We start from the raw sequence: 21,486 nt of genomic DNA on the forward strand, positions 1-21,486 counted from the left end.
CTGCGGCGCGGTGGGTCTCACTTCAACGGATAGCGCGGATACCGGGGATCGTCGAGTCCGGGATGGCCGAGATCAGAGGGCTCGACGGGGTCGGGCTCATGGGAATAACCGGTCACGTGGAACTGCACGAGCAGCAGCTGCGGGGACCCCGGCGGGGTCCGCATGAGCGATCCGGTGCAGTCCACGACGACCCAGCCGCCGCCCTTGCGCCGCAATCGGATTCCCGGCACGGTCGAGACCTCCACGCGGCCGGTGAAGATGCCCTCCGCGGCGGCGAAGATCCGCTTCACATCGTCGGGATGCGGCGTGTCCCGCTGGTCGACCTGTCCCTTCCACTGGACATCGGTCATGGGATCGGTGATCCAGCGCAGCATCCGCATCTTCGCGACATCGAACACGGCCAGGTGGACCGAGGTCATGCGGGGGATCGCCGCCAGTGCGGCCGCCTCCAGGCTGTCGGTCCGAATCCCTTCCGCGCCTGGGGTTTCGAACAGCATTCCGCGCCATCGGTGCGCGTCCTCGGCGGTGGGCCCGGCCGTCATCACCAGCCGGGCCGGGACCTGCCTACCGTGCGCGGCCACCACCACGTCGCCGTCCCAGTGCGCGCCGGGCCGTTGCGAGAGCAGGGTTTCGAACAGCGAGAGCGCGTCGGCCGGGCTCGGTTCCAGGAAGCGGAACACCTCCGGCGCGGTCAGTCGGGTGCGCGGTGTCCCCGCGGCCAGCGCGGGCGGGATCTCCGCGATCCGCTGCCGGGCATCCCAGCCGAATCCGAACGCCGACAATGGAGTGGCCGACGGCGGCGCGGGCGTCGGGCTCAGCCACAGGTGTACCCCGTGCAGCGTCGCGTCCGGGCCGATCACCGGCAGCATGCGGGCGGTGAGGTGCTGGCCCGACCGCAGCGAGATCGACGCGCTGCGCGGGCCGGGCCGCTCGCGCAGCTCCGCGAGCAGCACGCGCACCCGGCGGGCGGCCTCGGCCCCCGGCGCCTTGCCCGCGCCGACCAGATCGGTCACGGTCCGATCGAACGAGGTGCGCGCCCGCGGTTCATGTTCCCGCGCTATGACACTGGGCCCGTCCGGCCCGAGCGTCTCGACCAGCGTCCATCCCTGCTTTGCCACCGGCGCCCCCATCGCAGCTCACGGCGGTCCTGTGATCGCGACCATGGAACCGCCGCAAGGTTTTTCGTTAGATTCCTTCGGTGCACACTACCCGCGAAGCCACGGTGGCCGATCTGCGCGCGAGTGCCGAGGTGCTCGCGCAAGCCTTTGCCGACGATCCGCTGATGGCCGCCATCTGGCCCGATCCGGCCCGGCGGCATGCCGCGCTCCCGGCGTATTTCGCCGCCTCGCTGCGGCATTTCCACCTGCCCGCGGGCGGTGTGCAGATCGCGACCGATCGCGATGACCGGATTTGCGCTGTGGCCGTGTGGGATCCGCCGGGGGCATGGGATCAGCCCCTGGGACAGACCCTGCGCGCCCTGCCGGATCTGCTTCCCGCGCTGCGGACCCGGGTTCCGGCGGCCATCACGGTCCGCCGCACGCTCGACCAATGGCATCCGCGCGAACCCGCGCACTGGTATCTGGCCAATCTCGGGACGCTGTCGAGCCATCGCGGCCGGGGCTACGCGGCGGCGCTGCTGGCCGACCGCGCCGACACCGCGCCGACCCGGGGCCAGTACCTGGTCTGCACGAGATACGAGAATGTCGCGTACTACGAGCGCTACGGGTTCTCGGTCACCGGTGAGTTCCAGCTTCCGCTCGGCGCCCGGTCCACCATGTGGTCCATGTGGCGTGACCCGTCGTTCCCCTGAGACCGCGCCGGGAGCGATCTGGATCTCACCTGCGGGGAGCCGGGGTTTGTGATAAAGCCGCGCTGGTTAGCATCGATTCTCGTACGGATCGACCGGAAACCCCGAGGACATGTGTTGAATACCGATCACCTGGACCGCTGGAACGCTCACGAGGCTGCGGCGGAGGCGATGATTCCGATCATCGGAAAGCTCTATCGCGACAAGGGGGTGACGATTCTGCTGCACAGCCGGTCACTGGTGAACAAGTCGGTGATCAGCATTCTGCGGACCCACCGGTTCGCGCGGCAGATCGAGGGGGAGGAACTGTCGGTCGACGAGACGCTGCCGTTCCTCGAGGTGCTCAGCGCGCTGGACCTGGGCCCGAGCAAGATCGATCTGGGTCGCCTGGTCATGGCCTACCGCGCCGACGAGCGCGGGCTCTCGGTGCCGGAGTTCACCGCCGACGTGCTGGCCGACATCATCGACGGCAACAAGGCGCAGGCGCAGGGACCCCGCGATGTGGTGCTCTACGGCTTCGGCCGCATCGGCCGCCTGGTGGCGCGACTGCTCATCGAGAAGGTCGGCTCCGGCAACGGCCTGAACCTGCGGGCCGTCGTGGTGCGCAAGGGCGGCGAGGAGGATCTGGTCAAGCGGGCCTCGCTGCTGCGGCGGGACTCGGTGCACGGGAAGTTCAACGGCACCATCAAGGTCGACGCCGAGAACTCCACGATCATCGCCAATGGCAATGCGATTCGGTTCATCTACAGCAACGACCCTTCGGAGGTCGACTACACCGAGTACGGGATCAACGACGCGATCCTGATCGACAACACCGGCAAGTGGCGCGACCGCGCGGGCCTCGAGCAGCACCTGCGACCGGGCATCGCCAAGGTCGTGCTCACCGCGCCCGGCAAGGGCGATGTGCCGAATATCGTGCACGGCGTCAATCACCGGGATCAGGATCTGTCCGCGCGCATCTACTCCTGCGCCTCGTGCACGACCAATGCGATCGTGCCGCCGCTCAAGGCGATGGACGACGAATTCGGCATCGTGCGTGGGCATGTCGAGACCGTGCACTCGTTCACCAATGACCAGAACCTGCTGGACAACTACCACAGGTCCGATCGGCGCGGCCGGTCCGCGCCGTTCAACCTGGTGTTGACCGAAACCGGCGCGCAGTCCGCGGTGAAGAAGGCCATGCCGGACTTCGCGGCCAAGATCACCGGCAGCTCGATTCGCGTTCCCACGCCGGATGTTTCGGTCGCGATCCTGAATCTGCAGCTGCGGCGCGAGACCACCCGCGAGGAGGTGCTCGAGTACCTGCGCGGGGTGTCGCTGTCGGGCCCGCTGAGCCGCAATCTCGACTTCACCGCGGCCACCGATGTGGTGTCCAGTGACTTCATCGGCTCGCGCGCGGCGTCCATCGTGGATGCCAACGCGACCATTGTCGACGGGGACACCGCGATTCTGTACCTGTGGTACGACAACGAATTCGGCTACTCGTGCCAGGTGGTGCGGACGGTGCAGTACATCTCCGGCATCGAGTATCCGACCTACCCGCAGCTGGGCGAGGATGTGCTCGTACCGGTGGCGGCCGGGTAATCCCCAGCGGCACAGACGAATCGGGCCCCGGCGGGATCATCCGCCGGGGCCCGATCGCATGATTCGGCCGATTGTGGTGTGGCCGAGGCTAACTCGGCGTGGCGACCGGCTGCCAGCACACCACGCGCGCCGGTTGCGGGGTGACCGTCGCCCCCGCCGGGATCGGGCACTGGTTGGCGTCGGTGCTACCGTCGAAGCGCCCGCCGATCTGCACGGTAATGCCCGGTCCGCCCTTGGCCGCGCAGTCGATGGGGGTGATCTGGTTGACGTCGGCCTGCATGGAATAGCAGTCGCCGACGCGCACATTGGGGGCGAAGCACAGCGAGTGGTTGCCCTCGGTCAGCACGAAATAGCCCGCGTCCCTGAGCTTTCCGTCCGGACAGGTGGCGCCATTGGTGACCGAGGCGGCCAGCTCGTAGACCGCGGCGTGATCCTCGCAGGAGGTCGGATGGATCTTGCCGATCTGGGCGGCGCGGTAATCCTTGGAGGTCACACAGTTGCCGACGGCCAACTCCGGCTCGTGGGCGGCCGGGGCGGTGTTGGACTTCGTCACGCTGGCGAGCAGTCCGAGCGCCAGGATCAGCACACCGGCCACGGCCACGAAGGTGCCGCTGTTCTTGGGCAGCCGGGTCGCCCCCGCGGGTGCGCCCTCGGCCGGTGTCGGTGTCTTCGACCGGGTTCGCAGGACGAGTCCCGCGACCAGCAGGACCGCTCCCACCGCCGGAATCACGATTTGCCCAATGCTCACTGTCTTCCAATTCCTTCCGGTCCGCTGACGGACTGGGCAGGAAACTACCTCGTGAGGGATGCCGATCGGGCAGTTTTAAATGAACTCGTTCCAGTTTTTTCGGGCTACTGGTCGGCGAGCTTGCCCGCCGGGTACCGCAGATGGTCGGTGGCGGTGGTCCTGGCCCGCCACTTCATGAGGTTCACGACCGTCAGGATCATCGCGACGGCCAGCGCGGTGAACAGAAAACGCTGGTCGCGCGGATCGAGAACGGCCAGGATGCCCAGGCCGGCCAGGAAGGTGATGATATTGACCATCGCGAACCCCACCTGCTGATTCGGGCTCAGGGTCTTCGCGGACATTGCGACTCCTCGGATCACGTTCTGCGCCATGAAAAGCTGACCGATCCGACGCTAACAACGCGAAACGGCCGCGCTAAGGGACAAACGCCCTCGAAGCGCGGCCGCGTACCGAAGCGGTCGGCGGTGGCAGCCGTGCGTGAGGGCCGCCACCGTCGCAGTGGGTTTCAGGGGGTTTCGTTGGCGGTGTCGGAGAGCCAGTTGCGCAGCCAGGCGGTGGCCGTCGTGCCGTTGGCGTCGACGACGTAGCGGGGATAGGACTGGTGGACGCCGGAAGCGAGGAATTGCTGGACCTGGCGCAGCCACTGTTCCCCGGCCGGGTCGTCGGCGGGGGCCGACATGATGGCGGACCAGCCGGGCATGAGGGCCTCGCCGAGGATGGATTGGAAGGTCAGCAGGTAGCTGGGGATCTGGAGCGGGTCCTGGGCGGTGAGCTGGGTGAGCAGGCCCGCGGAGCGGCCGGCCAGATCGTCGGTCGGCAGCGCGCAGTAGAGATCGCCCGCGGCGCAGAAGGTACGGACCTTGGGGCTGAGCCAGCCGAAGCCGCCCGCGCGAGCGCCGCCCGCACCGGTACCGGCGACGCGCGGGCCGACGATCGCGTCGGTGGGGGAGCGACGCGGATCGGAGACCAGGCCGACCGCGGCCACCCGCTCGGGCTTGACCACACCGAGGCCGGTGCCGATCTCGGCGGCCAGATCACCCGCCGCGTCCGCGCCCTGGCTGTAGCCGATGAGGGCGAAACGCGTTGCGGCACAACGCGATGCCATGGCCGAGAGCATGCCACGCGCGGCATCCACGGCGGCGTGCTTGGAGCGGCCGTAGATCTCGCCGTCCCACGGGAAGGCCGAGGCCGGGTAGCTGACGTAGTCGGTGCGGACCGAGCCCGGCAGGCCGCGGGTGACCTGGGCGAGCATGCCCTGGTGCGGGTCGTCCTTGGAGGTCTCCCAGGTGCCCGGCACGGCGATCACATTGAGGCCGGGGCAGTCGGCGGGCGCGGCCGCGGCGTCGGGTGCCCCCGTGGCCGTGAGGATTCCGGTGGCCGTCAGGATTCCGGCCGCGGTGGCCAGGGTCGCGGCGAACGCGCCGCCCGCCAGCTTGCAGGATCGCACTGTTCGAAAGGACAAGGCCCACACCCCTTGTTCGGATCGTTCGGTCGACTTCTCCACACTGCAGGGTTCGTGCCCGTGCGCGTCCCCCACGCCGGGGCATTTGGGCGATAACGATGCGTTTGCCCGATGCGGGGGTGGCACGTCGAGGCGAACATACCAAAGGAACTGATCGGTCCGGTGGTGGTTGCTGGAGAAACGCCGAGAGTCGGACAAACGGGATTTATGAACTGTGCGAAGGGCTTCGGGGTGTCAGGACCACGACCGGGATCTCCCGTCCGGCCCACGCCTGATAGGTGTCGAAGTCGGCGTAGGCCTCGACGAGTCGGGGCCACAGCCGGGCACGCTGTTCGGCATCGGCGGTGACGGCGTGCACGGCGAAGCGCCGCGGGCCGATCTGAATGTGGGTGTCCGGATGGGCGACCAGGTTTCGATACCACTGCGGGTGCTTGGGCAGCCCGCCCTGCGAGGCCACCACGACGATGTCCGAACCGTCTTCGATGTAGAGCAGCGGAACCGTGTAGACCGTCGCGGTCTTGCGGCCGCGGTGTTCGAGCAGCAATGTCGGCACCGGTTTGCGGAAGCCGGCCCCGATGCGCCACTTCCCGCCGATCCGGCCGCCGGTGCGGCGGTAGAGCCAGACCTGCGCTCTGCCAACGTATTTGAAGATCTTGGGCAGCAGCGGTGAGTCGAGCTGTGCGGGGCGAGGCGGGATCGTGGTCATGGGCTTCCTTTCGCGCACCACGACCATACAGTCACTGACATGTGTATGGTCAAGACCGGACGGTAGCCTCGGCACGACTGATCGCGAGCGAAGGGATGGCGATCCGGTGCGCACGCATGGATGGTCCGGGGCGGCACCCGCGGACGACGCGGAGGCCGTCGACCGCATCGTGGCCGCGGCGCGGCGAGCCATCGACCGTTCCGGCGACGAGTTCAGCATCGCGGAGTTCAGCATCGCGGAGGTGGCCCGCGACCTCGGGGTCACGCGACAGACGGTGTATCGCTATTTCCCGAGTGCGGAAGCGCTTTTGACGGCGACGGCCATCGCGCAGACGGAGCATTACCTGGATGCGATGGCCGCGGCGCTGAGCGGCATTCACGATCCCGCGACCGCGGTGGTGGAGGGCCTCGCCTACACCCTCGAACGCCTGCCCGAGGAGAAGTATCTCGGACTGCTGCTGCGGCCGGGGCGCGCGAGTGCCCTCTCGGCGGGCGTAACCTCCGATACCGCATTGGCTTTCGGCCGGTCGCTGCTGGAGCGGCTCGCCGTGGACTGGGACGCGGCCGGAATCTCCGGGGCGGATCTGGATGAACTCGTGGAACACATGTTGCGAATAGTGCAATCGTTCGTCATCGATCCGGGCCGACCGCCGCGGCGCGGCAAGGAGATTCGCAGCTATCTCTCGAGATGGGTCGCGCCCGCGCTGGGTTCATTCTGAACCTCGCACGCCGAATCTCCGCGAATTACATGCTGAAGCCCCGCGCGCCTTTTTCGGCGTACGTGCGGATGGAATTGTACGACCAATGGTATGTTTTTTAATTCCTTTGGAGTTCACCGTGTTTCGACCGCGTAAACCCTACCATTGCCGGGGGGACGACAACGGAAGGAACACACCATGTCGTTGATACCCGGCGCCTCGGCCATTGGGCGCGGATTCAATATTCTGGGAACCTATGACGCGAAGTCGCTCACGTGGCAGATAGTCAATCTTGGTCCGACTAGCAAGACCTGGGAATTCAAGCCCACCGGGATCACCTATGAGGTACCGGTCAATGCCCGGCCGATCGAGTGGACCCACACCACGGGAACGTCCTACGTATACAACACGGTCGAGCAGTTCCAATCGCATTTCTCGCAAAAAGCGGGAGTCAAGGCGTCTTACGGCGGGTTCAGCGGTCAGTTCGATCTGGCGTACAACAAGACCGTAAATACCGACCAGTCATACTATTACGGCGGTTTCGAGGCCGAGTACACCGCCTGGGAACTCGCTGTGGAAAATGCGTCGCAGTCCTGGCTGACGCCCGAGTTCGCCGACGATCCGGATGTGAAGAATCTGCCATCGACGTTTACGCCGGAGAATCAAGAACAATTCTTCGCGGTGTTCCGCAAGTGGGGAACGCATCTGGTCACCCATGTCGTGGTGGGCGGCAGCCTGGACTACTACGAGGCGGTGCAGACCAGCTACTCGATGAACCAGTCGCAGATCAGCGCCAACATCGAGCTCGAGTACAAGGCCGTGTTCACCTCGACCAAGGCCGAATCCCACACCCAGTGGGAGACACTCGGCAAGAACTGGTCCAACAGCCGTGTCGTGCGGGTGGTCACCGCGGGCGGCGATCCGAAATTCGCGATGGATCACCTGAATCCGTCCTACGGCGACAACCACAGCGTGATGTTCAACCAGTGGTGCGATTCGATCATGTCGTACCCGGGCGTCATGCGGTTCATCCTGCGGCCGCTGAGCGTGGTGTTCTCGGGCAACCAGGCCAAGGCGGTGTCGAATGCGCTGGAGGCCTATGTCAATGGCGCGATCCTGGTCATGGCCGACACCGCCTACACACCCGGCACCGCGCCCGGGCCCGGGAACGTGTCCACCAATTTCGGCATCATCGCCAATGGCAATGTGGCGATCTCGAATCCGGCGGTGGAACCGCCACCGCCGCACGTGGTCAAGCCGGGCGTGGCCGCGCCGGTGGGTGGATACCAGTTGGCGCTCTACGACTCGGACAGCTACGCGCCGTTCATGGTGCACACGTACTACCAGACCTATGAGGGGAAGACGCTCAAGCCGAATCCCGACATCTACAAGGCCATGATGGCCGATATCGACAAGGTGCAGCAGCGCGGATACATCGCGGCGCTCAGCGGTTTCGCGATCGATCTACAGAACTATCCGTCACCGGAATTCCAGCGCTGGCTGTTGAGCATCGGCGGGAACATGGAGCAGTGGAAGAAGTTCCGCGGCTATACCCAGCAGGCGGGGTCGGCCTGCTACGTGGTGGTCGGCAAGCAGGGGATGGCACCGGGGCACGCCATCGAAATGCTGCAGGCGGTCTACTCGCCCAGCGACTGGATGCGGGAACCGTATCTGTTCAATATGAACCCCACCGCGCTCGGTCTGACCTACGGCCGCACCGCGCAGAAGCGGGCCGGGACTCATGGGTACGGCTCGCTGTTGCCGCCGGAAAAGGAGGAGAACGACCACAGGCCGCGCGCGTAGCGTCACTCGTGCGGTAGTTCGACACGAACGCACCGGTCGTTTTCGCGGCGACCGGTGCGTTCGCGCGCCTTTTGCGGATTCGTGTGGACGCGGATTCTTACACGCTTTTGTCATTCGCTTGCATACGGTTTGAATTCCGGTGCGCAGGATGCCTGTGAGCCGCCCGGAAACGCCGGGCGGGCACGGGTGAGGGAGCGGGATGCGCGCCGGAATACGATCAGGGATGAGTGTTGTCGCGGTGGCGGCCATCGCGGCCGGGCTGGTCACGGGATGCGATGCGGGAGTGCGGAATTCGGCCCCGGCAACCCCGTGGTGTCCGACGGTGGAAGGGCATGCGGTGGACTGCGGCACCGTCTCGCGCCCGCTGGTGGCCGGGCGCGCCGACCTCGGGACCGTCGAGGTGGGGTACGCGCGGATTCGGCATTCGGGCGGGCAGCCCGCGGCGGGGACGATCGTGCCGAACCCGGGCGGGCCGGGAGTGCCGCTCATCTCGCATGCCGCCGAGGCGGCCCAGGTAACCGCCGGACTGCTCGACGATCACGACGTGTTGCTCATCGATCCCCGGGGCACGGGGGTGTCGGGCGCGCTGGATTGCGGTGTGGGAGCGGACGAATTCCAGATGGGCACTCGCGAATTGCAGCGCGAGGCCGTCGGACGCTGCGCGGATCGCCTGGGGGACAGGATATCCGGATACACCACGGCGGCCACCGCCGACGACTTCGACGCGGTACGAGCCGAACTCGGGATCGACAAGATCATTCCATATGGCATCTCCTATGGGACCTATCTGATGCCGGTGTACGCACAGCGCCATCCGGAGCACGTCGCCGCGATGGTGTTGACGGGTGCGTACTCCCATGACCACGATCCCTTGCAGCGTCCCAATGCGGCGGCGGTATCGCTTGCGCTGCAACGGATCTGCGAGCGCAGCCGGCTTTGCGACGGGGCGACGGCCGTCGACGATCTGCGCACGGTCGCGGCTCGGCTGCGGGAGCGGCCGCTGACGGTCCAGGCGAAACGGCCGCTGGTGCTGGACGAGGCGAAGCTGGCGACCCTGGTCTTCGAAACGGCGACCAGCAATGTCGGTGCCGCCCCGCAGACCATGACACCGCTGGGCATGCTGCCCGCCGCTCTGCACGCGGCGGTGCGCGGTGACGACGCGGGCTTGAGCGAATTCGTCCGGCTCACCACCGAAGAGCCCGCCTACGAGAACATCGGCATCTATATGACGGTGACCTGCAACGACTATCAGCCGCTGTGGTCGCCCGGGGCGACGCCGGCGGAGCGGGAAGCGCAGTACCGGCAGCGACTGGCCGCGGCCGCGGGCGAGTTCGGGGCGTTCAGCGCCGAGGGCTTCGCCGCGGGCCAGCGCGACGGCGGTGACGTGTGCCTGCGCTGGCCGGGCATCCCGGGCCACCAGCGGCCCGATCAGGTGACCACGCCCATGCCGGATGTCCCGGTGCTGGTGCTGTCGGGAGATCTGGATGCCGTCACCCCCGACGCCAATGGCAAGCAGTTGGCCGCGAAGTTCGCGCACTCCACCTTCCTCTCGGTGCCCAATACCGGGCACGTGCCGGATCTCGAGCCGACCGGTTGCGTGACCGGCATCGTGGCCCGCTTCGTGCGCACCGGCACGGTGTCGGATACGGAGTGTGCGGCGTCCATTCCGCCGATCGTCGTGGCACCGGTCACGAACTGACGGGTGGCCCGCCGTGACCGTGCCCGCCACCGACCAGACTGAGCCGGTGACATCAGCGAAAGTGCTCGTGGTCGAGGACGATCCGAATGTGCGCAGCACCCTCGAACAGCTGCTGCGATTCGAGGGGTACCGGGTCAGCCTGGCCGGGGACGGGCGGGAGGCGCTCGACCTGCTCGAGACCGACCGCCCGGATCTGGCGGTGGTGGACGTGGTCATGCCCCGCCTGGACGGGCTCTCACTGTGCCGCACCCTGCGGCGGCGCGGGGACCGGCTGCCGATCCTGGTGCTCACCGCGCGCGGCCAGGTCGGCGATCGGGTCGCCGGCTTGGACGCCGGGGCCGACGACTACCTCGCCAAACCCTTCGACACCGAGGAGCTGCTGGCCCGCCTGCGCGCCCTGCTGCGGCGCAGCGCGCCCGACGAGCCCACGGTGCTGAGCATCGCCGACCTGAGCCTGAACCCGGCCACCCGCGAGGTGTGGCGCGGCGACCGGGCGCTGGAACTCACGCGCACCGAATTCGACGTGCTCGAACTGCTGTTGCGCAACGCGCCCGTGGTGCTCACCAAAGGCCAGATCTACGAACACATCTGGGGTTTCGACTTCGACACCGAATCCCGTTCCCTGGACGTGTACATTGGTTACCTGCGCCGCAAGACCGAGGAGGGCGGCGCGCCTCGCCTGATCCAAACCGTGCGCAATGTCGGCTACACCGTGAAGGCGGTGTGATGCGGGCGCGGCTCACGCTGGTGGTGTTCACCGCGACGGTCGTGGCGATCGTGGTCGCGCTGGTGACGGCGTATCGGAGTGTGTCGCCGCTGGTCGCGGACCAGGTCGACCGCAGCCTGACGGATCGGGCCGAGACGGTGGCCGCGATACTCGGGGCCGCGGAAACCTCGCCGGGCGGTTCGGCATCGGTGGCATCGAAGCTGCCGGTGCGGACGGACATGATCGAGCAGCTACTGCTCCCCGACGGCACCGTGCTCGCGCTGACGCCGGGGCGAGATCCCTTGCCGGTCAGTGAATCCGACCGTGACATCGCCCGTGCGGGAACGGGTAGCGCCGAGACCGATATCACCGTCGGCGGTGTCTCCTACGGTGTGCTGACCACCGCGCGCCCCGGCGGTGGCGCGATCATGGTCGGTCAGAACTACGCCGAGGTCGAGCGCGTGGACCGCGAATTCCTCTGGCGCACAGCCTCGATCACCGCCGTCGCGGTGCTGCTCGTGGCCGTGGTCGGCTGGCTCGCTATCGGCCGCATCCTGCGCCCCATGCGACGGCTCGCCCAAGCGACACAACGGATCACGACCACCCGGGACCTCTCCACGGTCCTCCCCGACGCGGGCCGAGACGAGGTCGGCGATCTGACCCGCGACTTCAATGCCATGCTCGCGGCCCTGAGATTGTCCCGGGCGCAACAGCATCGCCTCGTCCAGGACGCCGGGCACGAGCTGCGGACACCCCTCACCTCGGTGCGCGGCAGCGCCGAACTGCTGCAACGCGCCCGGGGCCGCCTCGAACCGGCCGATGAGGCGCAGGTTCTCACGACCCTGGTACAGGAGGCCAAGGCGCTCGACGCGCTGATCGGCGAACTAGTCGAATTGGCGACCGACCAATACACCGACGAGTCACCCGTGCCCGTGGCGCTGCCCGATCTCGCCGAGGCATGCGCACAACGCTTCCGCCGCCGTACCGGCCGCGTCATCAGCCTTCGCATCACGGATACCCCCGTGCGCGAGGGTGATACGGCTACGGTCGCATCGACCGAGGTCGCCCTCACCGCTCGACCTCGCGCCTTGGCCCGTTGCGTGGACAACCTGCTGGACAACGCCATCAAGTTCAGCGCGCCCGACACCGAGGTCGAAGTCCGCGTGTGCGGCACTGAGCTGGCGGTCCTGGACCGCGGTCCCGGCATCGACGCCGCCGACCAGCGCGCGGTCTTCGACCGCTTCTATCGCGCCGACCGCACCCGCTCCACCCCCGGCTCCGGCCTCGGCCTGGCCATCGTCCACGACATCATCACCGCCCACGCGGGGACCGTCTTCGCGGCCGACCGCCCCGGCGGTGGGGCCGAGGTCGGCTTCCGCCTGCCCGGAACCGGCCCGCGGGCGAGCTGAGTCGGGGCGGGTGTCCGGGGTCCGTGGGCGCGGCGGGGGAGCGACCGGGTAGAAAAGGTATGGCGTCGTGGACGCGTTCCGGGATGCCGCCGCCGAGGAGACTTCGTGCGGATTCATACCTGTCGAACGGAGAGAGGCTGTTTCATGGCGACCTCGGAAGCGCGCGCCCAGATCGGCGTGACCGGCCTGGCGGTCATGGGTAGCAATATCGCCCGCAACTTTGCACGGCACGGCTACACCGTCGCCCTGCACAACCGCAGCATCGGCAAGACCGACGCGCTGCTCGAGGCGCACGGCGGCGAGGGTGATTTCGTGCGCACCGAGACCATCGAGGAGTTCGTGGCCGCGCTGGAGAAGCCGCGCCGCGTGCTCATCATGGTCAAGGCCGGTGACGCCACCGACGCGGTGATCGAGGAGCTCGCCGACGCCATGGAGCCCGGCGACATCATCATCGACGGCGGCAACGCCCTCTACACCGACACCATTCGCCGCGAGGCCGCCATGGCCGCGCGCGGACTGAACTTCGTGGGCGCGGGCATCTCCGGTGGCGAGGAGGGCGCGCTCAACGGTCCGGCCATCATGCCGGGCGGGCCGAAGGAGTCCTACGAGTCGCTGGGTCCCATGCTGGAATCCATTGCGGCACAGGTCGACGGCACCCCCTGCTGCACCCACATCGGCCCGGACGGCTCCGGCCACTTCGTGAAGATGGTGCACAACGGCATCGAGTACGCCGACATGCAGCTCATCGGCGAGGCCTACAACCTGTTCCGCGACGCGCTGGGCTTCGACGCCAAGCAGATCGCCGACGTGTTCACCCAGTGGAACTCCGGTGAGCTGGAGAGCTACCTGGTGGAGATCACCGCCGAGGTTTTGAACCAGGTCGACGCCAAGACCGGCAAGCCGCTGGTCGACGTGATCGTGGACGCCGCCGAGCAGAAGGGCACCGGCCGCTGGACCGTCAAGTCCGCGCTGGATCTGGGCATCCCCGTGACCGGTATCGCCGAGGCCGTGTTCGCCCGCGCGCTGTCCGGCTCGCGCACCCAGCGTGCCGCCGCCAAGGGGCTGGCCTCGGGTGTGCTCGGCGAAAAGCCCACGGACGTCGCGGAATTCACCGAGGCCATCCGCCAGGCGCTCTACGCCTCCAAGATCGTCGCCTACGCCCAGGGCTTCGACCAGATCGCCGCCGGTTCCGCCGAATACAACTGGAACCTGCACCCCGGCGACCTGGCCACCATCTGGCGCGGCGGCTGCATCATCCGCGCCCGCTTCCTCAACCGCATCAAGGAAGCCTACGAAGCCGACCCGAACCTGCCGTCGCTGATTCTCGCCCCGTACTTCCGCGAGGCCATCGAGAACGCCATCGACAGCTGGCGTCGCGTGGTCGTGGTGGCCACCCAGCTCGGCATCCCGGTCCCGGCCTTCGCCTCCTCGCTGTCCTACTACGACGGCCTGCGCGCCGAGCGCCTCCCGGCCGCGTTGACCCAGGGCCAGCGCGACTTCTTCGGCGCGCACACCTACGAGCGCATCGACGCCGAGGGCAAGTACCACACCCTGTGGAGCGGCGACCGCAGCGAAGTCCCCGCGTAATCCTCTCCAGCACAACAAGTCTCACCGCGACGGGCGGGGCGGCTGCCAACCGGCACCCACCCCGCCCGTCGGCGCAAGAATCGGGGTCACCCCGCCATGAATCGCCCGAAGTCACCCCGCCGAGGCATCCAATCGGTAGTGGTGGCCCTCGTCACCGCCGTCCTCACCGTCGTAATCCTCTGTGCCATCGGCTGGCTCGTTTTCGAATTGCTGCTGCACGTCCCGGCTCCAGCCCAGAACTGAAGGCCTGGTCGACGGTGCTCCTCGTCATTCCGCCAAGAATCCGACCGGCCTCGAGGGGGTGGGGCGAGGAAGCCCCGGGGCGTAGCCTGCCCCGGGGCCTCGGGGGCCGCCCAATTGCGGCACGCCGACACGTTTAAGGACGGAGTTAGTGTGAAGTTGACGTGGCGCTCTACGTTTGAGCTACGGCCCAATGGGTGGCTGAGCCGGTGGGAGTTGAACCCACAACCTCCACGTTGACAATCCGTTCTCTCGATTCGGCGTTCGGCGGCGAATGCTGAAGCTGGAGCGAAAATGTGAGCGTCAGTGGGCCTGGCGGTGCCTCTACCGTTGGGCTATCCCGCCGCGTGTGGCGGGAGGAGGATTCGAACCTCCACTGGGCCGCTGAGCCCGTCACATTCAGGTTCAGTTTCAGCTTGCGCTCCTGGCGCGCTACCGACAGTAGCCGCGGCCATGGCCGCTGCCAACCAAATATCCTCAGCCGAACAGGTATCCGAAGATCTCACCGCCCAGCTTGCGCTGGGTCACCTCGGTATTGTTGGCCTCCTCGCGCGCGAATTTCACGGCCTGCTGCAGCTTTTCGACGCGCTCGGTGAGCTCGTTGACGCGCTTGGCGGGCAGCGCGCCGGAGAACTTGATGGTGCGCCAGTACCCGACCACCACATCCTCGTGGTACACCTCGACCTGCGCGGGGTGCTTGTCGGTGGCCTCGGCCTTGACATGGTTGCGGGGAATCTTCTTGGTACGCACCGTCTGCACGGGCTCGGTGGCGTAGCAGTCGGCGGAGGCGTCGTACTCCCAGGTCTCCGAGGCGTCCAACACCGGCAGCTTGCGCACGAAAGTGTGCAGGTCCACCAGCTGCTTCTCGAGGAACAGCAGGTAGGTGACGGGCGCGTCCTTCACCAGGGTGCGCCCGTCGACCACCACGTCGGCGGTGGCCGTCGTATTGGCCCAATCCTTGGTGGCCACCACGTCGAACAGTTTGGTCAGGATGTCCGCCGTGGTCGCGAGCACCTCCTCCGAACGCACCTGCACCCGCGTCGACTCGGGCGGCAGCTGCTCACCCTCCTCGTCCTTGGGGCGGTAGGTGCGCGAAATGCCGCTCAGCAGTGGGTTTTTCGCCAGCTTGTGATGGGCCTCGGTGAGTTCGGAGAACGTGCGGGACTTGATCCCTTTCTCGACGGCGACAATCTGATTCAAACGTGTCATGGCGGCACTGTAGCGGTGCTCGGCGCCGCCGTACCAACGGTTTTCAGGGGGCGATCGGGAGATCCAGATACGCGGGGCCGTGCTCGTCGGACAGGGTGATGATGGCACCGCTGCGGTCGCTGGCCGCGCCGTAGAGGTGATCGACGGTGCCGATGATCGCGATGAGCCGGTGGCCGACCGGAATGTGATAGTCGGTGGCCTGCAGCGGAACCCGCAGCGTCGTGGGTTCGCCGGGTTCCCCGTCGAGCGTGGCGGCGGCGTGGGTGATGATGCGCATGGCTCCGGTGAAGGGGTTGTGATCGAACAGGTAGGTGATCAGGGTGGCGGCGCGGCCGGAGGCGGTGACGGTCAGTTCCACTCGCGGTATGCCCGCGATGCGCTGGGCCTTGAGGAACACGCGCGGGATGCGCCAGACCGCGGCCCAGGACCGGTCGACGTCCTCGAGCCGCTGGCGGTTCGGCATGAGCAGGCGTTCGAGAATGCCGTCGAAGACGAGCGTGCGCGCGGCCTGCACCTGCCCGGCACCGGCCTGGAAGCTCTGCCGCAGCTGCTCGGGCGGATCCAAGGTCAGGGTGCCATCGGCGGACCCGGTGGCGGGGGAGCGGAAGTAGTAGCGGCGCACCGGATTCGACCACGATTTCAGGTCCGGCGCGGTCGCCGTGGTGAAGTCGTGCATGGATTCGGTGTGGACGACGCCGTCGCGGTCGATGCCGTTCTCGATCTCGCGGACATGGCGGTCGAGCCAGTCGTAGGCCGCCTCGGTGGTGCGCGTGTACACCCCCAGCATCAGGCCCGCGACCTCCAGCGCACTGTGGTCGCCGACCGCGATGTCCAGGCGTTTCGGGCCGGGGTAGCGATCGAAGTATTCGAGCAGTTGATTCTGCGGGAAGATGGTCTCGTGCCAATACGTGGTGAAAAAGGTTGGCACGGGCCGTCTTTGCGCATCGTCCAGCAGTGCGGGGGAGCGTGGGCGCGCGTAGGCGAGCACCACCTCGTCGATATCGGTGTTCGCTTCGAATGATTCGAGCACCTTCGACAGCTCGGCGCTGGGGCGATCGCTGATGGAGGCCAGGGCTCGGGCGGCCGCGAGGTGACGGGTGCCATTGTCGTAGAGGGCCTGGCCCAGGTCGGCCCAGGTGCTCAGGGCCACCACGGCCTTGACCGCCGGATGCTCATTGGCGACCAGCTGGCTGATGCCGGAGCCGTAGGAGATGCCCACCATGCCGACCTGCTCGCGGTCGGCGTTGATTTCTTCGTGCGCCAATGCCCAATCGATGACGGCACGCCCGTCGGCCACATCCTCGGGACCGGCGACGGTCAGCTCACCGTCGGATTCGGGCAGACCGCGCTCGGTGTAGGCGACCACGGCATATCCCCGCATGAGTAGTCGAATGATCGCGCCGCCGTACATCTTCCAGCCGCTCGGATCCAATCCGGCGGGCAGGACGACCAGCGGATGCGGACCTTCCCCGCGCGGCCAGGCAATGCAGGCGTCGAGCTCGATATCCTGCGCGACCGGGATTTTCACGGTGCGGATGCCGCATTGCGCGCGCACCGCCTCGATATCGTCGGTGAGATAGTCGGGAACTCCGGCCGCATTGCCGGTGAGCAGGTCGTTCACGACCGCGAGAACGTCGGCTTCCTGGTCCGGAGTCAGGAGGCGCAATTGATTCGAATGAGCGTGCGACATTGTCAGATTCCCTTCAGCGTGTAAAGGGAATTCGCGAATTCACCAGGGGTGGAACACTTTTGTCGATCCTGTTGCGCATTCGATCGTACAACGGCCGAGGAGTCGCCGTCGTCGAATTCGGAATGCACGAGTTCCCCTGTCTACCTGCGCATTCGGATAACGACTTGTCGGTACTTACCACATGGTCGTCGAATCGGGAACTGAGAGAGTGCTGGGTATCGGCATACAGGTCGCCCAGAGTTCGCTCTCGGGTCTCGTCGCGGGCCGGTGGACGGCAGTAGTTTTCGAGTCGTTCGAAAACTCAGTCGGGAAGGTTTGGAAATGGTGGCTCTGATTCTCGCCGCGGTCGGTCTCATGTCGGGTAGTGCGCTCGCCGCGGGCGGGCTCGGGAGCGCGGCCATGGGCTCCGGAAACGTCTAGGCGCCGAATGCGGGCGGCCGACCGGATACGGCCGCCGGAACCCCCTGAGCTCGGGCGGGCACAGGGGGGTTCACTCCTATTGGACGCCGATCATCGGCAGGATGGTGCGGCGGGCGAACTCGCGCGCCGCCGTCTCGTCGGTGAGCGGGATCAAGCCCTCCGGCGTCAACATGAGCGACTGTCCCAGGCGGGCAAGCACTTCCGCCACCAGATCGGCGTCGAAGGCGGGCACGTCGGCCGAAGCCTGGAGGGCGCGCAGCTTTTCGGCCAGGTAGGCGCGGCCGACCGCGAGGACCGGACCGGCCTGGGTGGTCAGGCGCGGCAGGATGGTGTCGGGCTCGGTGCGCAACAGTCGTTGCAGCAGTTTGTTGTTGGCCAGCTGGGTGATGAACGCGACGAAGATCTCGACCAGCTGATCGTTGACCGCGTGGCCATTGCTGGTGGCCGCCTGCACCCGCTTGTCGATCTCGGCGATGAACAGCTGTGCCTCGCGCACGCCCACCGCGGCGACCAGATCGTTCTTGGATTCGAAGCGCCGGTACAGCGTGGCCGGACTGATCCCGGCGCGACGCGCTATCTCCCCCATGCTGGTTCGCTTGATCCCGAAGTCCAGGAAGGCCGATAGCGCGCTCTCGAGTAGCTGTTCGCCCTCGGCCCGTGGCTTCTCCAGGATGCGTTGCAGAATGGTGGGAACGGACGGCATCGAGTCTCCAGTCGATCGGGTTGGGGACCGCGACAGTGCGGCGAACGGCCGCCGGTGCGCGGCGGCCAACTGTGTGAACGGCCAAGGCGCGCGCCACTTGTGGAGGCGCGCACAGGCCGAGCCGCATTATCGCATCGCGCGATGGTAGTGGCTCACGCCGTGTCCGACCAATGGAATGCTCCGGTGCCCGAAGGGATCCCGGGGCGGCCCAGGGGATCCCCCATGGTCGTTCAGCGCACGTTCAGCGCGGCCATTTCCCATTCGATGGCATTGGCCGCGAAATCCCGGCCATTGGAACGTAATTCGTGGACCCGGCGTTGCAACGCCTCGATCCCCCCGGGCTGTGCGGCGATATCGGCCACGCTGATGCGCTGTCGGTGCAGACTGTCGTGCTCGTACAACACCGTAAAACCTCCTGCTAGCCCCGAGCGTGCACCCGGCAAACGGCGGCAGAGCCCGGGCCGCCGGGAATGCTTCGCCCGATGCTAGCAGTGGCCGTTATGGTCACTTGTTCAGTGTGGGGCTTATCACAAGCCCCTTTCAGTCAGGCCTCTTGACCTTGCCGGTGCAGCGACGTGTTGTGCAGGTACGCAGCGGCATTCAGGCGAATGTGATCACGCTCGGCCTCGCTCAACTCCCGCCGCACCTTGCCCGGCACACCGGCCACCAGCGACCCCGGCGGAATGTGCGCGCCCTCGGGTACCAGCGCATTCGCGGCGATCAGACTGCCCGCGCCGATCACCGCGCCGTTCAACACCGTCGCGCCCATGCCGATCAGCACGTCGTCGCCCACGGTGCAGCCGTGCAGAATCGCGTTGTGGCCCACCGAGACTCCCGTGCCCACCGTGCACGGGAAGCCCGGATCGGCGTGCAGCACGCAGCCGTCCTGGATATTGCTGCGCGCCCCGACGGTGATCTCGTCCATATCCCCGCGCAACACCGCCGAATACCAGACGCTCACTTCGGCTTCCAGCCGCACCCGCCCGACGACGGTGGCGTTCGGCGCGATCCACGCGTCCTCGTCGACCTGCGGCACGTGCTCGCCCAGCGAAATCCTCATGCCCCCGAACCTAGCGCGCCCGCCCTCGCGCGCCGCGGGAGGGCACCAAGATCAGGGAGCCGTGGCCGTGGAAATTCGCCCGATTCACCGCGCGGAGTGCTCCCTGATCTTGGTCAGGCGCTGCGGAAGAGGGCGCGATGGGCGGCGGGGGTGGTGCCCAGGAGGCGGTGGAAATGGTGGCGGAGGTTGACGGCGGTGCCCAGGCCGGAGTCTGCGGCTATGCGGTCGATGGTGTCGTCGGTGGACTCGAGCAGCAGGCGGGCGTGGTCGACGCGCTGCTGCAGCAGCCACCGTTGCGGGCTGGTGCCGGTGCGGTCGCGGAAGCGGCGGGGTGGGTGCGGGCGCGACATGCGGACGGTCCGGGCCCGGCCGTCGAGATCGACCGGTTCGTCGAGATACGTTCGGGCCCAGACCATAGCGTGCTCGATCGGTGATCAGTAGTGGTAGCGGGCCTGGACGATGGTGATCGTATCGCCGCTGACCGAGTAGACGAGTCGGTGCTCGTCGTTGATCCGCCGTGACCAATAGCCCGACTTGTCGCCCTTCAGGGGCTCGGGCTTGCCGAGGCCGTCGAACGGGTCGCGTTGGATGTCGCCGATGAGGCGAATGATCCGCAGCGCCATCTTGCGGTCGGTGCTCACCCAGTGTTCGAAGTCCTCGAACGCGACCTTGACGAAAGTGACTTTCATTCAAGTCCTTTCGCCAACTGATCCAGGTCGACCTCGACGGTCTCACCGGCTTCGGCCTGTGCGATGCCCTCGGCGAGGCGGGCCGCGTTGGCGGGTGAACGCAGTAGGTACAGGGTCTCCCGTAGGGAGTTGTACTCGTCCTCGGAGATGAGTACGGCGTTGCCATTGCGGCTCGTGATGTGGATGGCGACCGCGTCGTCATTGACCTGCTCGATGAGCGGATACAACTTGGCGCGGGCTTCGCTCGCGGACATGGAAGTCATGGCGGTCGTCCTCTCATGGCGGTTTTCCTAATGGTACCGGATTGTGGTACGACTTGGCTATGGCCGGATATTGTCGTTGATCGGCCATTGCGCCACTACCGGTGCTTCGGCGGAACCGGAAAACTCGAGGCATGACGAACACGATCGACACCTCGACCGCCGCATCCACCCTCGAAGTCCTCCACATCGGCGGGCCCACCGTGCGATTCGAATACGGCGGGCTGGTCTGGCTGACCGATCCGACGTTCGACGAGCCGGGCGATTACCCGGGGCCGGTCACGCTCTACAAGCTCAGCGGTCCCGCGGTGCCGGTCGGGGAGATCGGCGCGATCGATGTCGTGCTGCTCTCGCACGATCAGCACGCGGACAATCTGGACGCCGCCGGGCGGGCGCTCCTGCCGAGCGTCGAGCATGTGCTCTCGACGCCGGATGCCGCCCGACGGCTGGAAGGCGTTCGGGGACTGGCGAACTGGGAGTCGGTGCGGATCGGCACGGTGACCGTCACCGGTGTGCCCGCCCTGCACGGGCCGGAAGGGTGTGAGGCCTTCACCGGCGTGGTGACCGGGTTCGTGCTGCAGGCGGACGGTCTGCCGACGGTCTACGTCTCCGGTGACAATGCCTCGGTCGAGTACGTCGAGCGCATTGCCGAACGGTTCGAGCGCATCGACATCGCGATTCTGAATGTCGGTGCCGCCAATACCGATCGATTCGGGGACAGCGATCTGACCCTCAATGGCCGGACCGCGGCCAAGGTATCGGTGGTGCTCGGTGACGCGCTGATCGTCCCCGTGCACGCGGAGGGCTGGGCACATTTCTCCGAGCATCTCGATTACTTGAACCACCGCTTCGTCGTCTCGGGCCGCGATCACCTGCTGCGCATCCCGACCCCGGGGAAGGTGCTGGCGCTCGAGGTTCGGACTCGCTGATCGCGCGCCATGACTTGGTTTGCGTTCCGATTGCCGGAGTCGAAATCGGGTCGTGGCGCTCATGGCGGGCCGAGCCGC

At 67.0% G+C, this 21,486-nt stretch carries 23 protein-coding genes; 10 read left to right on the forward strand and 13 right to left on the reverse strand.

Annotated features, from left to right (window positions below; translation table 11 throughout):
• Positions 1-17: 17 nt before the first annotated feature.
• Positions 18-1,118: a GAF domain-containing protein gene (locus VMT65_RS07780; RefSeq protein ID WP_326307269.1), complete on the reverse strand. Its 1,101-nt coding sequence runs from the start codon at positions 1,116-1,118 to the stop codon at positions 18-20.
• 80 nt (positions 1,119-1,198) lie between these two features.
• Here VMT65_RS07780 and VMT65_RS07785 point away from each other — a divergent pair, with 80 nt between their 5' ends.
• Together VMT65_RS07785 and VMT65_RS07790 are read left to right on the forward strand one after the other, a co-directional pair.
• Complete coding sequence (locus VMT65_RS07785; RefSeq protein WP_326307270.1) at positions 1,199-1,810, forward strand: GNAT family N-acetyltransferase; 612 nt, start codon at positions 1,199-1,201, stop codon at positions 1,808-1,810.
• Between the two features lie 114 nt (positions 1,811-1,924).
• Positions 1,925-3,391 (forward strand): glyceraldehyde-3-phosphate dehydrogenase, encoded by a 1,467-nt coding sequence (locus tag VMT65_RS07790; protein ID WP_326307271.1) that lies wholly within the window; start codon positions 1,925-1,927, stop codon positions 3,389-3,391.
• Between the two features lie 88 nt (positions 3,392-3,479).
• Here VMT65_RS07790 and VMT65_RS07795 read toward each other — a convergent pair whose 3' ends face one another.
• The 4 genes from VMT65_RS07795 to VMT65_RS07810 form a co-directional block, all read right to left on the reverse strand.
• Positions 3,480-4,139: a hypothetical protein gene (locus VMT65_RS07795; RefSeq protein ID WP_326307272.1), complete on the reverse strand. Its 660-nt coding sequence runs from the start codon at positions 4,137-4,139 to the stop codon at positions 3,480-3,482.
• Between the two features lie 104 nt (positions 4,140-4,243).
• A complete protein-coding gene (locus VMT65_RS07800) occupies positions 4,244-4,480 on the reverse strand; it encodes a hypothetical protein (RefSeq protein ID WP_326307273.1) in 237 nt (78 codons plus the stop codon).
• 164 nt (positions 4,481-4,644) lie between these two features.
• On the reverse strand, positions 4,645-5,601 hold the full coding sequence (locus VMT65_RS07805) for a cutinase family protein (protein ID WP_326307274.1): 957 nt from the start codon (positions 5,599-5,601) through the stop codon (positions 4,645-4,647).
• A gap of 205 nt (positions 5,602-5,806) precedes the next feature.
• A complete protein-coding gene (locus VMT65_RS07810) occupies positions 5,807-6,307 on the reverse strand; it encodes a nitroreductase family deazaflavin-dependent oxidoreductase (protein ID WP_326307275.1) in 501 nt (166 codons plus the stop codon).
• Positions 6,308-6,413: 106 nt separating this feature from the next.
• Here VMT65_RS07810 and VMT65_RS07815 point away from each other — a divergent pair, with 106 nt between their 5' ends.
• From VMT65_RS07815 to VMT65_RS07845, 7 genes are all read left to right on the forward strand, one after another.
• Complete coding sequence (locus VMT65_RS07815; RefSeq protein ID WP_326307276.1) at positions 6,414-7,025, forward strand: TetR/AcrR family transcriptional regulator; 612 nt, start codon at positions 6,414-6,416, stop codon at positions 7,023-7,025.
• 177 nt (positions 7,026-7,202) lie between these two features.
• Entirely contained in the window at positions 7,203-8,807 is a 1,605-nt protein-coding gene (locus VMT65_RS07820) for an MAC/perforin domain-containing protein (protein ID WP_326307277.1), read from the forward strand.
• A gap of 223 nt (positions 8,808-9,030) precedes the next feature.
• Complete coding sequence (locus VMT65_RS07825; RefSeq protein ID WP_326307278.1) at positions 9,031-10,506, forward strand: alpha/beta hydrolase; 1,476 nt, start codon at positions 9,031-9,033, stop codon at positions 10,504-10,506.
• Between the two features lie 46 nt (positions 10,507-10,552).
• Positions 10,553-11,233, forward strand: a complete 681-nt coding sequence (locus VMT65_RS07830; RefSeq protein ID WP_326307279.1) for a response regulator transcription factor — start codon at positions 10,553-10,555, stop codon at positions 11,231-11,233.
• Positions 11,233-12,621, forward strand: a complete 1,389-nt coding sequence (locus VMT65_RS07835; protein WP_326307280.1) for a HAMP domain-containing sensor histidine kinase — start codon at positions 11,233-11,235, stop codon at positions 12,619-12,621. The genes VMT65_RS07830 and VMT65_RS07835 overlap by 1 nt, the downstream gene beginning before the upstream one ends.
• A gap of 144 nt (positions 12,622-12,765) precedes the next feature.
• Positions 12,766-14,208 (forward strand): NADP-dependent phosphogluconate dehydrogenase, encoded by a 1,443-nt coding sequence (gndA, locus tag VMT65_RS07840; protein WP_326307281.1) that lies wholly within the window; start codon positions 12,766-12,768, stop codon positions 14,206-14,208.
• Positions 14,209-14,304: 96 nt separating this feature from the next.
• Positions 14,305-14,451 carry a hypothetical protein gene (locus tag VMT65_RS07845; RefSeq protein ID WP_326307282.1) on the forward strand — a complete coding sequence of 49 codons (147 nt, stop codon included), beginning with the start codon at positions 14,305-14,307 and terminating at the stop codon, positions 14,449-14,451.
• A 474-nt stretch (positions 14,452-14,925) separates the two neighbouring features.
• Here the strand turns inward: VMT65_RS07845 and VMT65_RS07850 are convergent, their stop codons facing one another.
• The 8 genes from VMT65_RS07850 to VMT65_RS07885 all read right to left on the reverse strand — a co-directional run bounded on the left by VMT65_RS07850 (position 14,926) and on the right by VMT65_RS07885 (position 20,482).
• Positions 14,926-15,657: a DUF7873 family protein gene (locus tag VMT65_RS07850; RefSeq protein ID WP_326307283.1), complete on the reverse strand. Its 732-nt coding sequence runs from the start codon at positions 15,655-15,657 to the stop codon at positions 14,926-14,928.
• 43 nt (positions 15,658-15,700) lie between these two features.
• Positions 15,701-17,347, reverse strand: a complete 1,647-nt coding sequence (locus tag VMT65_RS07855; RefSeq protein ID WP_326307284.1) for an alpha/beta fold hydrolase — start codon at positions 17,345-17,347, stop codon at positions 15,701-15,703.
• 496 nt (positions 17,348-17,843) lie between these two features.
• Positions 17,844-18,470 (reverse strand): TetR/AcrR family transcriptional regulator, encoded by a 627-nt coding sequence (locus VMT65_RS07860; protein WP_326307285.1) that lies wholly within the window; start codon positions 18,468-18,470, stop codon positions 17,844-17,846.
• Between the two features lie 230 nt (positions 18,471-18,700).
• A complete protein-coding gene (locus tag VMT65_RS07865; RefSeq protein ID WP_326307286.1) occupies positions 18,701-18,874 on the reverse strand; it encodes a hypothetical protein in 174 nt (57 codons plus the stop codon).
• 140 nt (positions 18,875-19,014) lie between these two features.
• A complete protein-coding gene (locus VMT65_RS07870; RefSeq protein ID WP_326307287.1) occupies positions 19,015-19,530 on the reverse strand; it encodes a gamma carbonic anhydrase family protein in 516 nt (171 codons plus the stop codon).
• Positions 19,531-19,643: 113 nt separating this feature from the next.
• Positions 19,644-19,946 carry a helix-turn-helix domain-containing protein gene (locus tag VMT65_RS07875; RefSeq protein WP_326307288.1) on the reverse strand — a complete coding sequence of 101 codons (303 nt, stop codon included), beginning with the start codon at positions 19,944-19,946 and terminating at the stop codon, positions 19,644-19,646.
• Positions 19,947-19,964: 18 nt separating this feature from the next.
• Positions 19,965-20,219 carry a Txe/YoeB family addiction module toxin gene (locus tag VMT65_RS07880; RefSeq protein WP_326307289.1) on the reverse strand — a complete coding sequence of 85 codons (255 nt, stop codon included), beginning with the start codon at positions 20,217-20,219 and terminating at the stop codon, positions 19,965-19,967.
• On the reverse strand, positions 20,216-20,482 hold the full coding sequence (locus tag VMT65_RS07885; protein ID WP_326307290.1) for a type II toxin-antitoxin system Phd/YefM family antitoxin: 267 nt from the start codon (positions 20,480-20,482) through the stop codon (positions 20,216-20,218). The genes VMT65_RS07880 and VMT65_RS07885 overlap by 4 nt, the downstream gene beginning before the upstream one ends.
• A gap of 131 nt (positions 20,483-20,613) precedes the next feature.
• On the opposite strand from VMT65_RS07885, the gene VMT65_RS07890 reads away from it, so the two are divergent.
• Positions 20,614-21,408: an MBL fold metallo-hydrolase gene (locus VMT65_RS07890; RefSeq protein ID WP_326307291.1), complete on the forward strand. Its 795-nt coding sequence runs from the start codon at positions 20,614-20,616 to the stop codon at positions 21,406-21,408.
• Positions 21,409-21,486: the final 78 nt, after the last annotated feature.

Origin of the sequence: Nocardia sp. CDC153, assembly GCF_035818515.1 — a bacterium.
Taxonomy (GTDB): domain Bacteria; phylum Actinomycetota; class Actinomycetes; order Mycobacteriales; family Mycobacteriaceae; genus Nocardia.

Excerpts from the sequence above, each read along its gene's own strand:
- VMT65_RS07800 (WP_326307273.1), bottom strand. The coding sequence starts at position 4,480 with ATGTCCGCGAAGACCCTGAGCCCGAATCAGCAGGTGGGGTTCGCGATG.
- VMT65_RS07810 (WP_326307275.1), bottom strand. The coding sequence starts at position 6,307 with ATGACCACGATCCCGCCTCGCCCCGCACAGCTCGACTCACCGCTGCTG.
- VMT65_RS07820 (WP_326307277.1), top strand. The coding sequence starts at position 7,203 with ATGTCGTTGATACCCGGCGCCTCGGCCATTGGGCGCGGATTCAATATT.
- VMT65_RS07825 (WP_326307278.1), top strand. The coding sequence starts at position 9,031 with ATGAGTGTTGTCGCGGTGGCGGCCATCGCGGCCGGGCTGGTCACGGGA.
- VMT65_RS07835 (WP_326307280.1), top strand. The coding sequence starts at position 11,233 with ATGCGGGCGCGGCTCACGCTGGTGGTGTTCACCGCGACGGTCGTGGCG.
- gndA (WP_326307281.1), top strand. The coding sequence starts at position 12,766 with ATGGCGACCTCGGAAGCGCGCGCCCAGATCGGCGTGACCGGCCTGGCG.
- VMT65_RS07845 (WP_326307282.1), top strand. The coding sequence starts at position 14,305 with ATGAATCGCCCGAAGTCACCCCGCCGAGGCATCCAATCGGTAGTGGTG.
- VMT65_RS07850 (WP_326307283.1), bottom strand. The coding sequence starts at position 15,657 with ATGACACGTTTGAATCAGATTGTCGCCGTCGAGAAAGGGATCAAGTCC.
- VMT65_RS07855 (WP_326307284.1), bottom strand. The coding sequence starts at position 17,347 with ATGTCGCACGCTCATTCGAATCAATTGCGCCTCCTGACTCCGGACCAG.
- VMT65_RS07860 (WP_326307285.1), bottom strand. The coding sequence starts at position 18,470 with ATGCCGTCCGTTCCCACCATTCTGCAACGCATCCTGGAGAAGCCACGG.
- VMT65_RS07870 (WP_326307287.1), bottom strand. The coding sequence starts at position 19,530 with ATGAGGATTTCGCTGGGCGAGCACGTGCCGCAGGTCGACGAGGACGCG.
- VMT65_RS07875 (WP_326307288.1), bottom strand. The coding sequence starts at position 19,946 with ATGGTCTGGGCCCGAACGTATCTCGACGAACCGGTCGATCTCGACGGC.
- VMT65_RS07880 (WP_326307289.1), bottom strand. The coding sequence starts at position 20,219 with ATGAAAGTCACTTTCGTCAAGGTCGCGTTCGAGGACTTCGAACACTGG.
- VMT65_RS07885 (WP_326307290.1), bottom strand. The coding sequence starts at position 20,482 with ATGACTTCCATGTCCGCGAGCGAAGCCCGCGCCAAGTTGTATCCGCTC.
- VMT65_RS07890 (WP_326307291.1), top strand. The coding sequence starts at position 20,614 with ATGACGAACACGATCGACACCTCGACCGCCGCATCCACCCTCGAAGTC.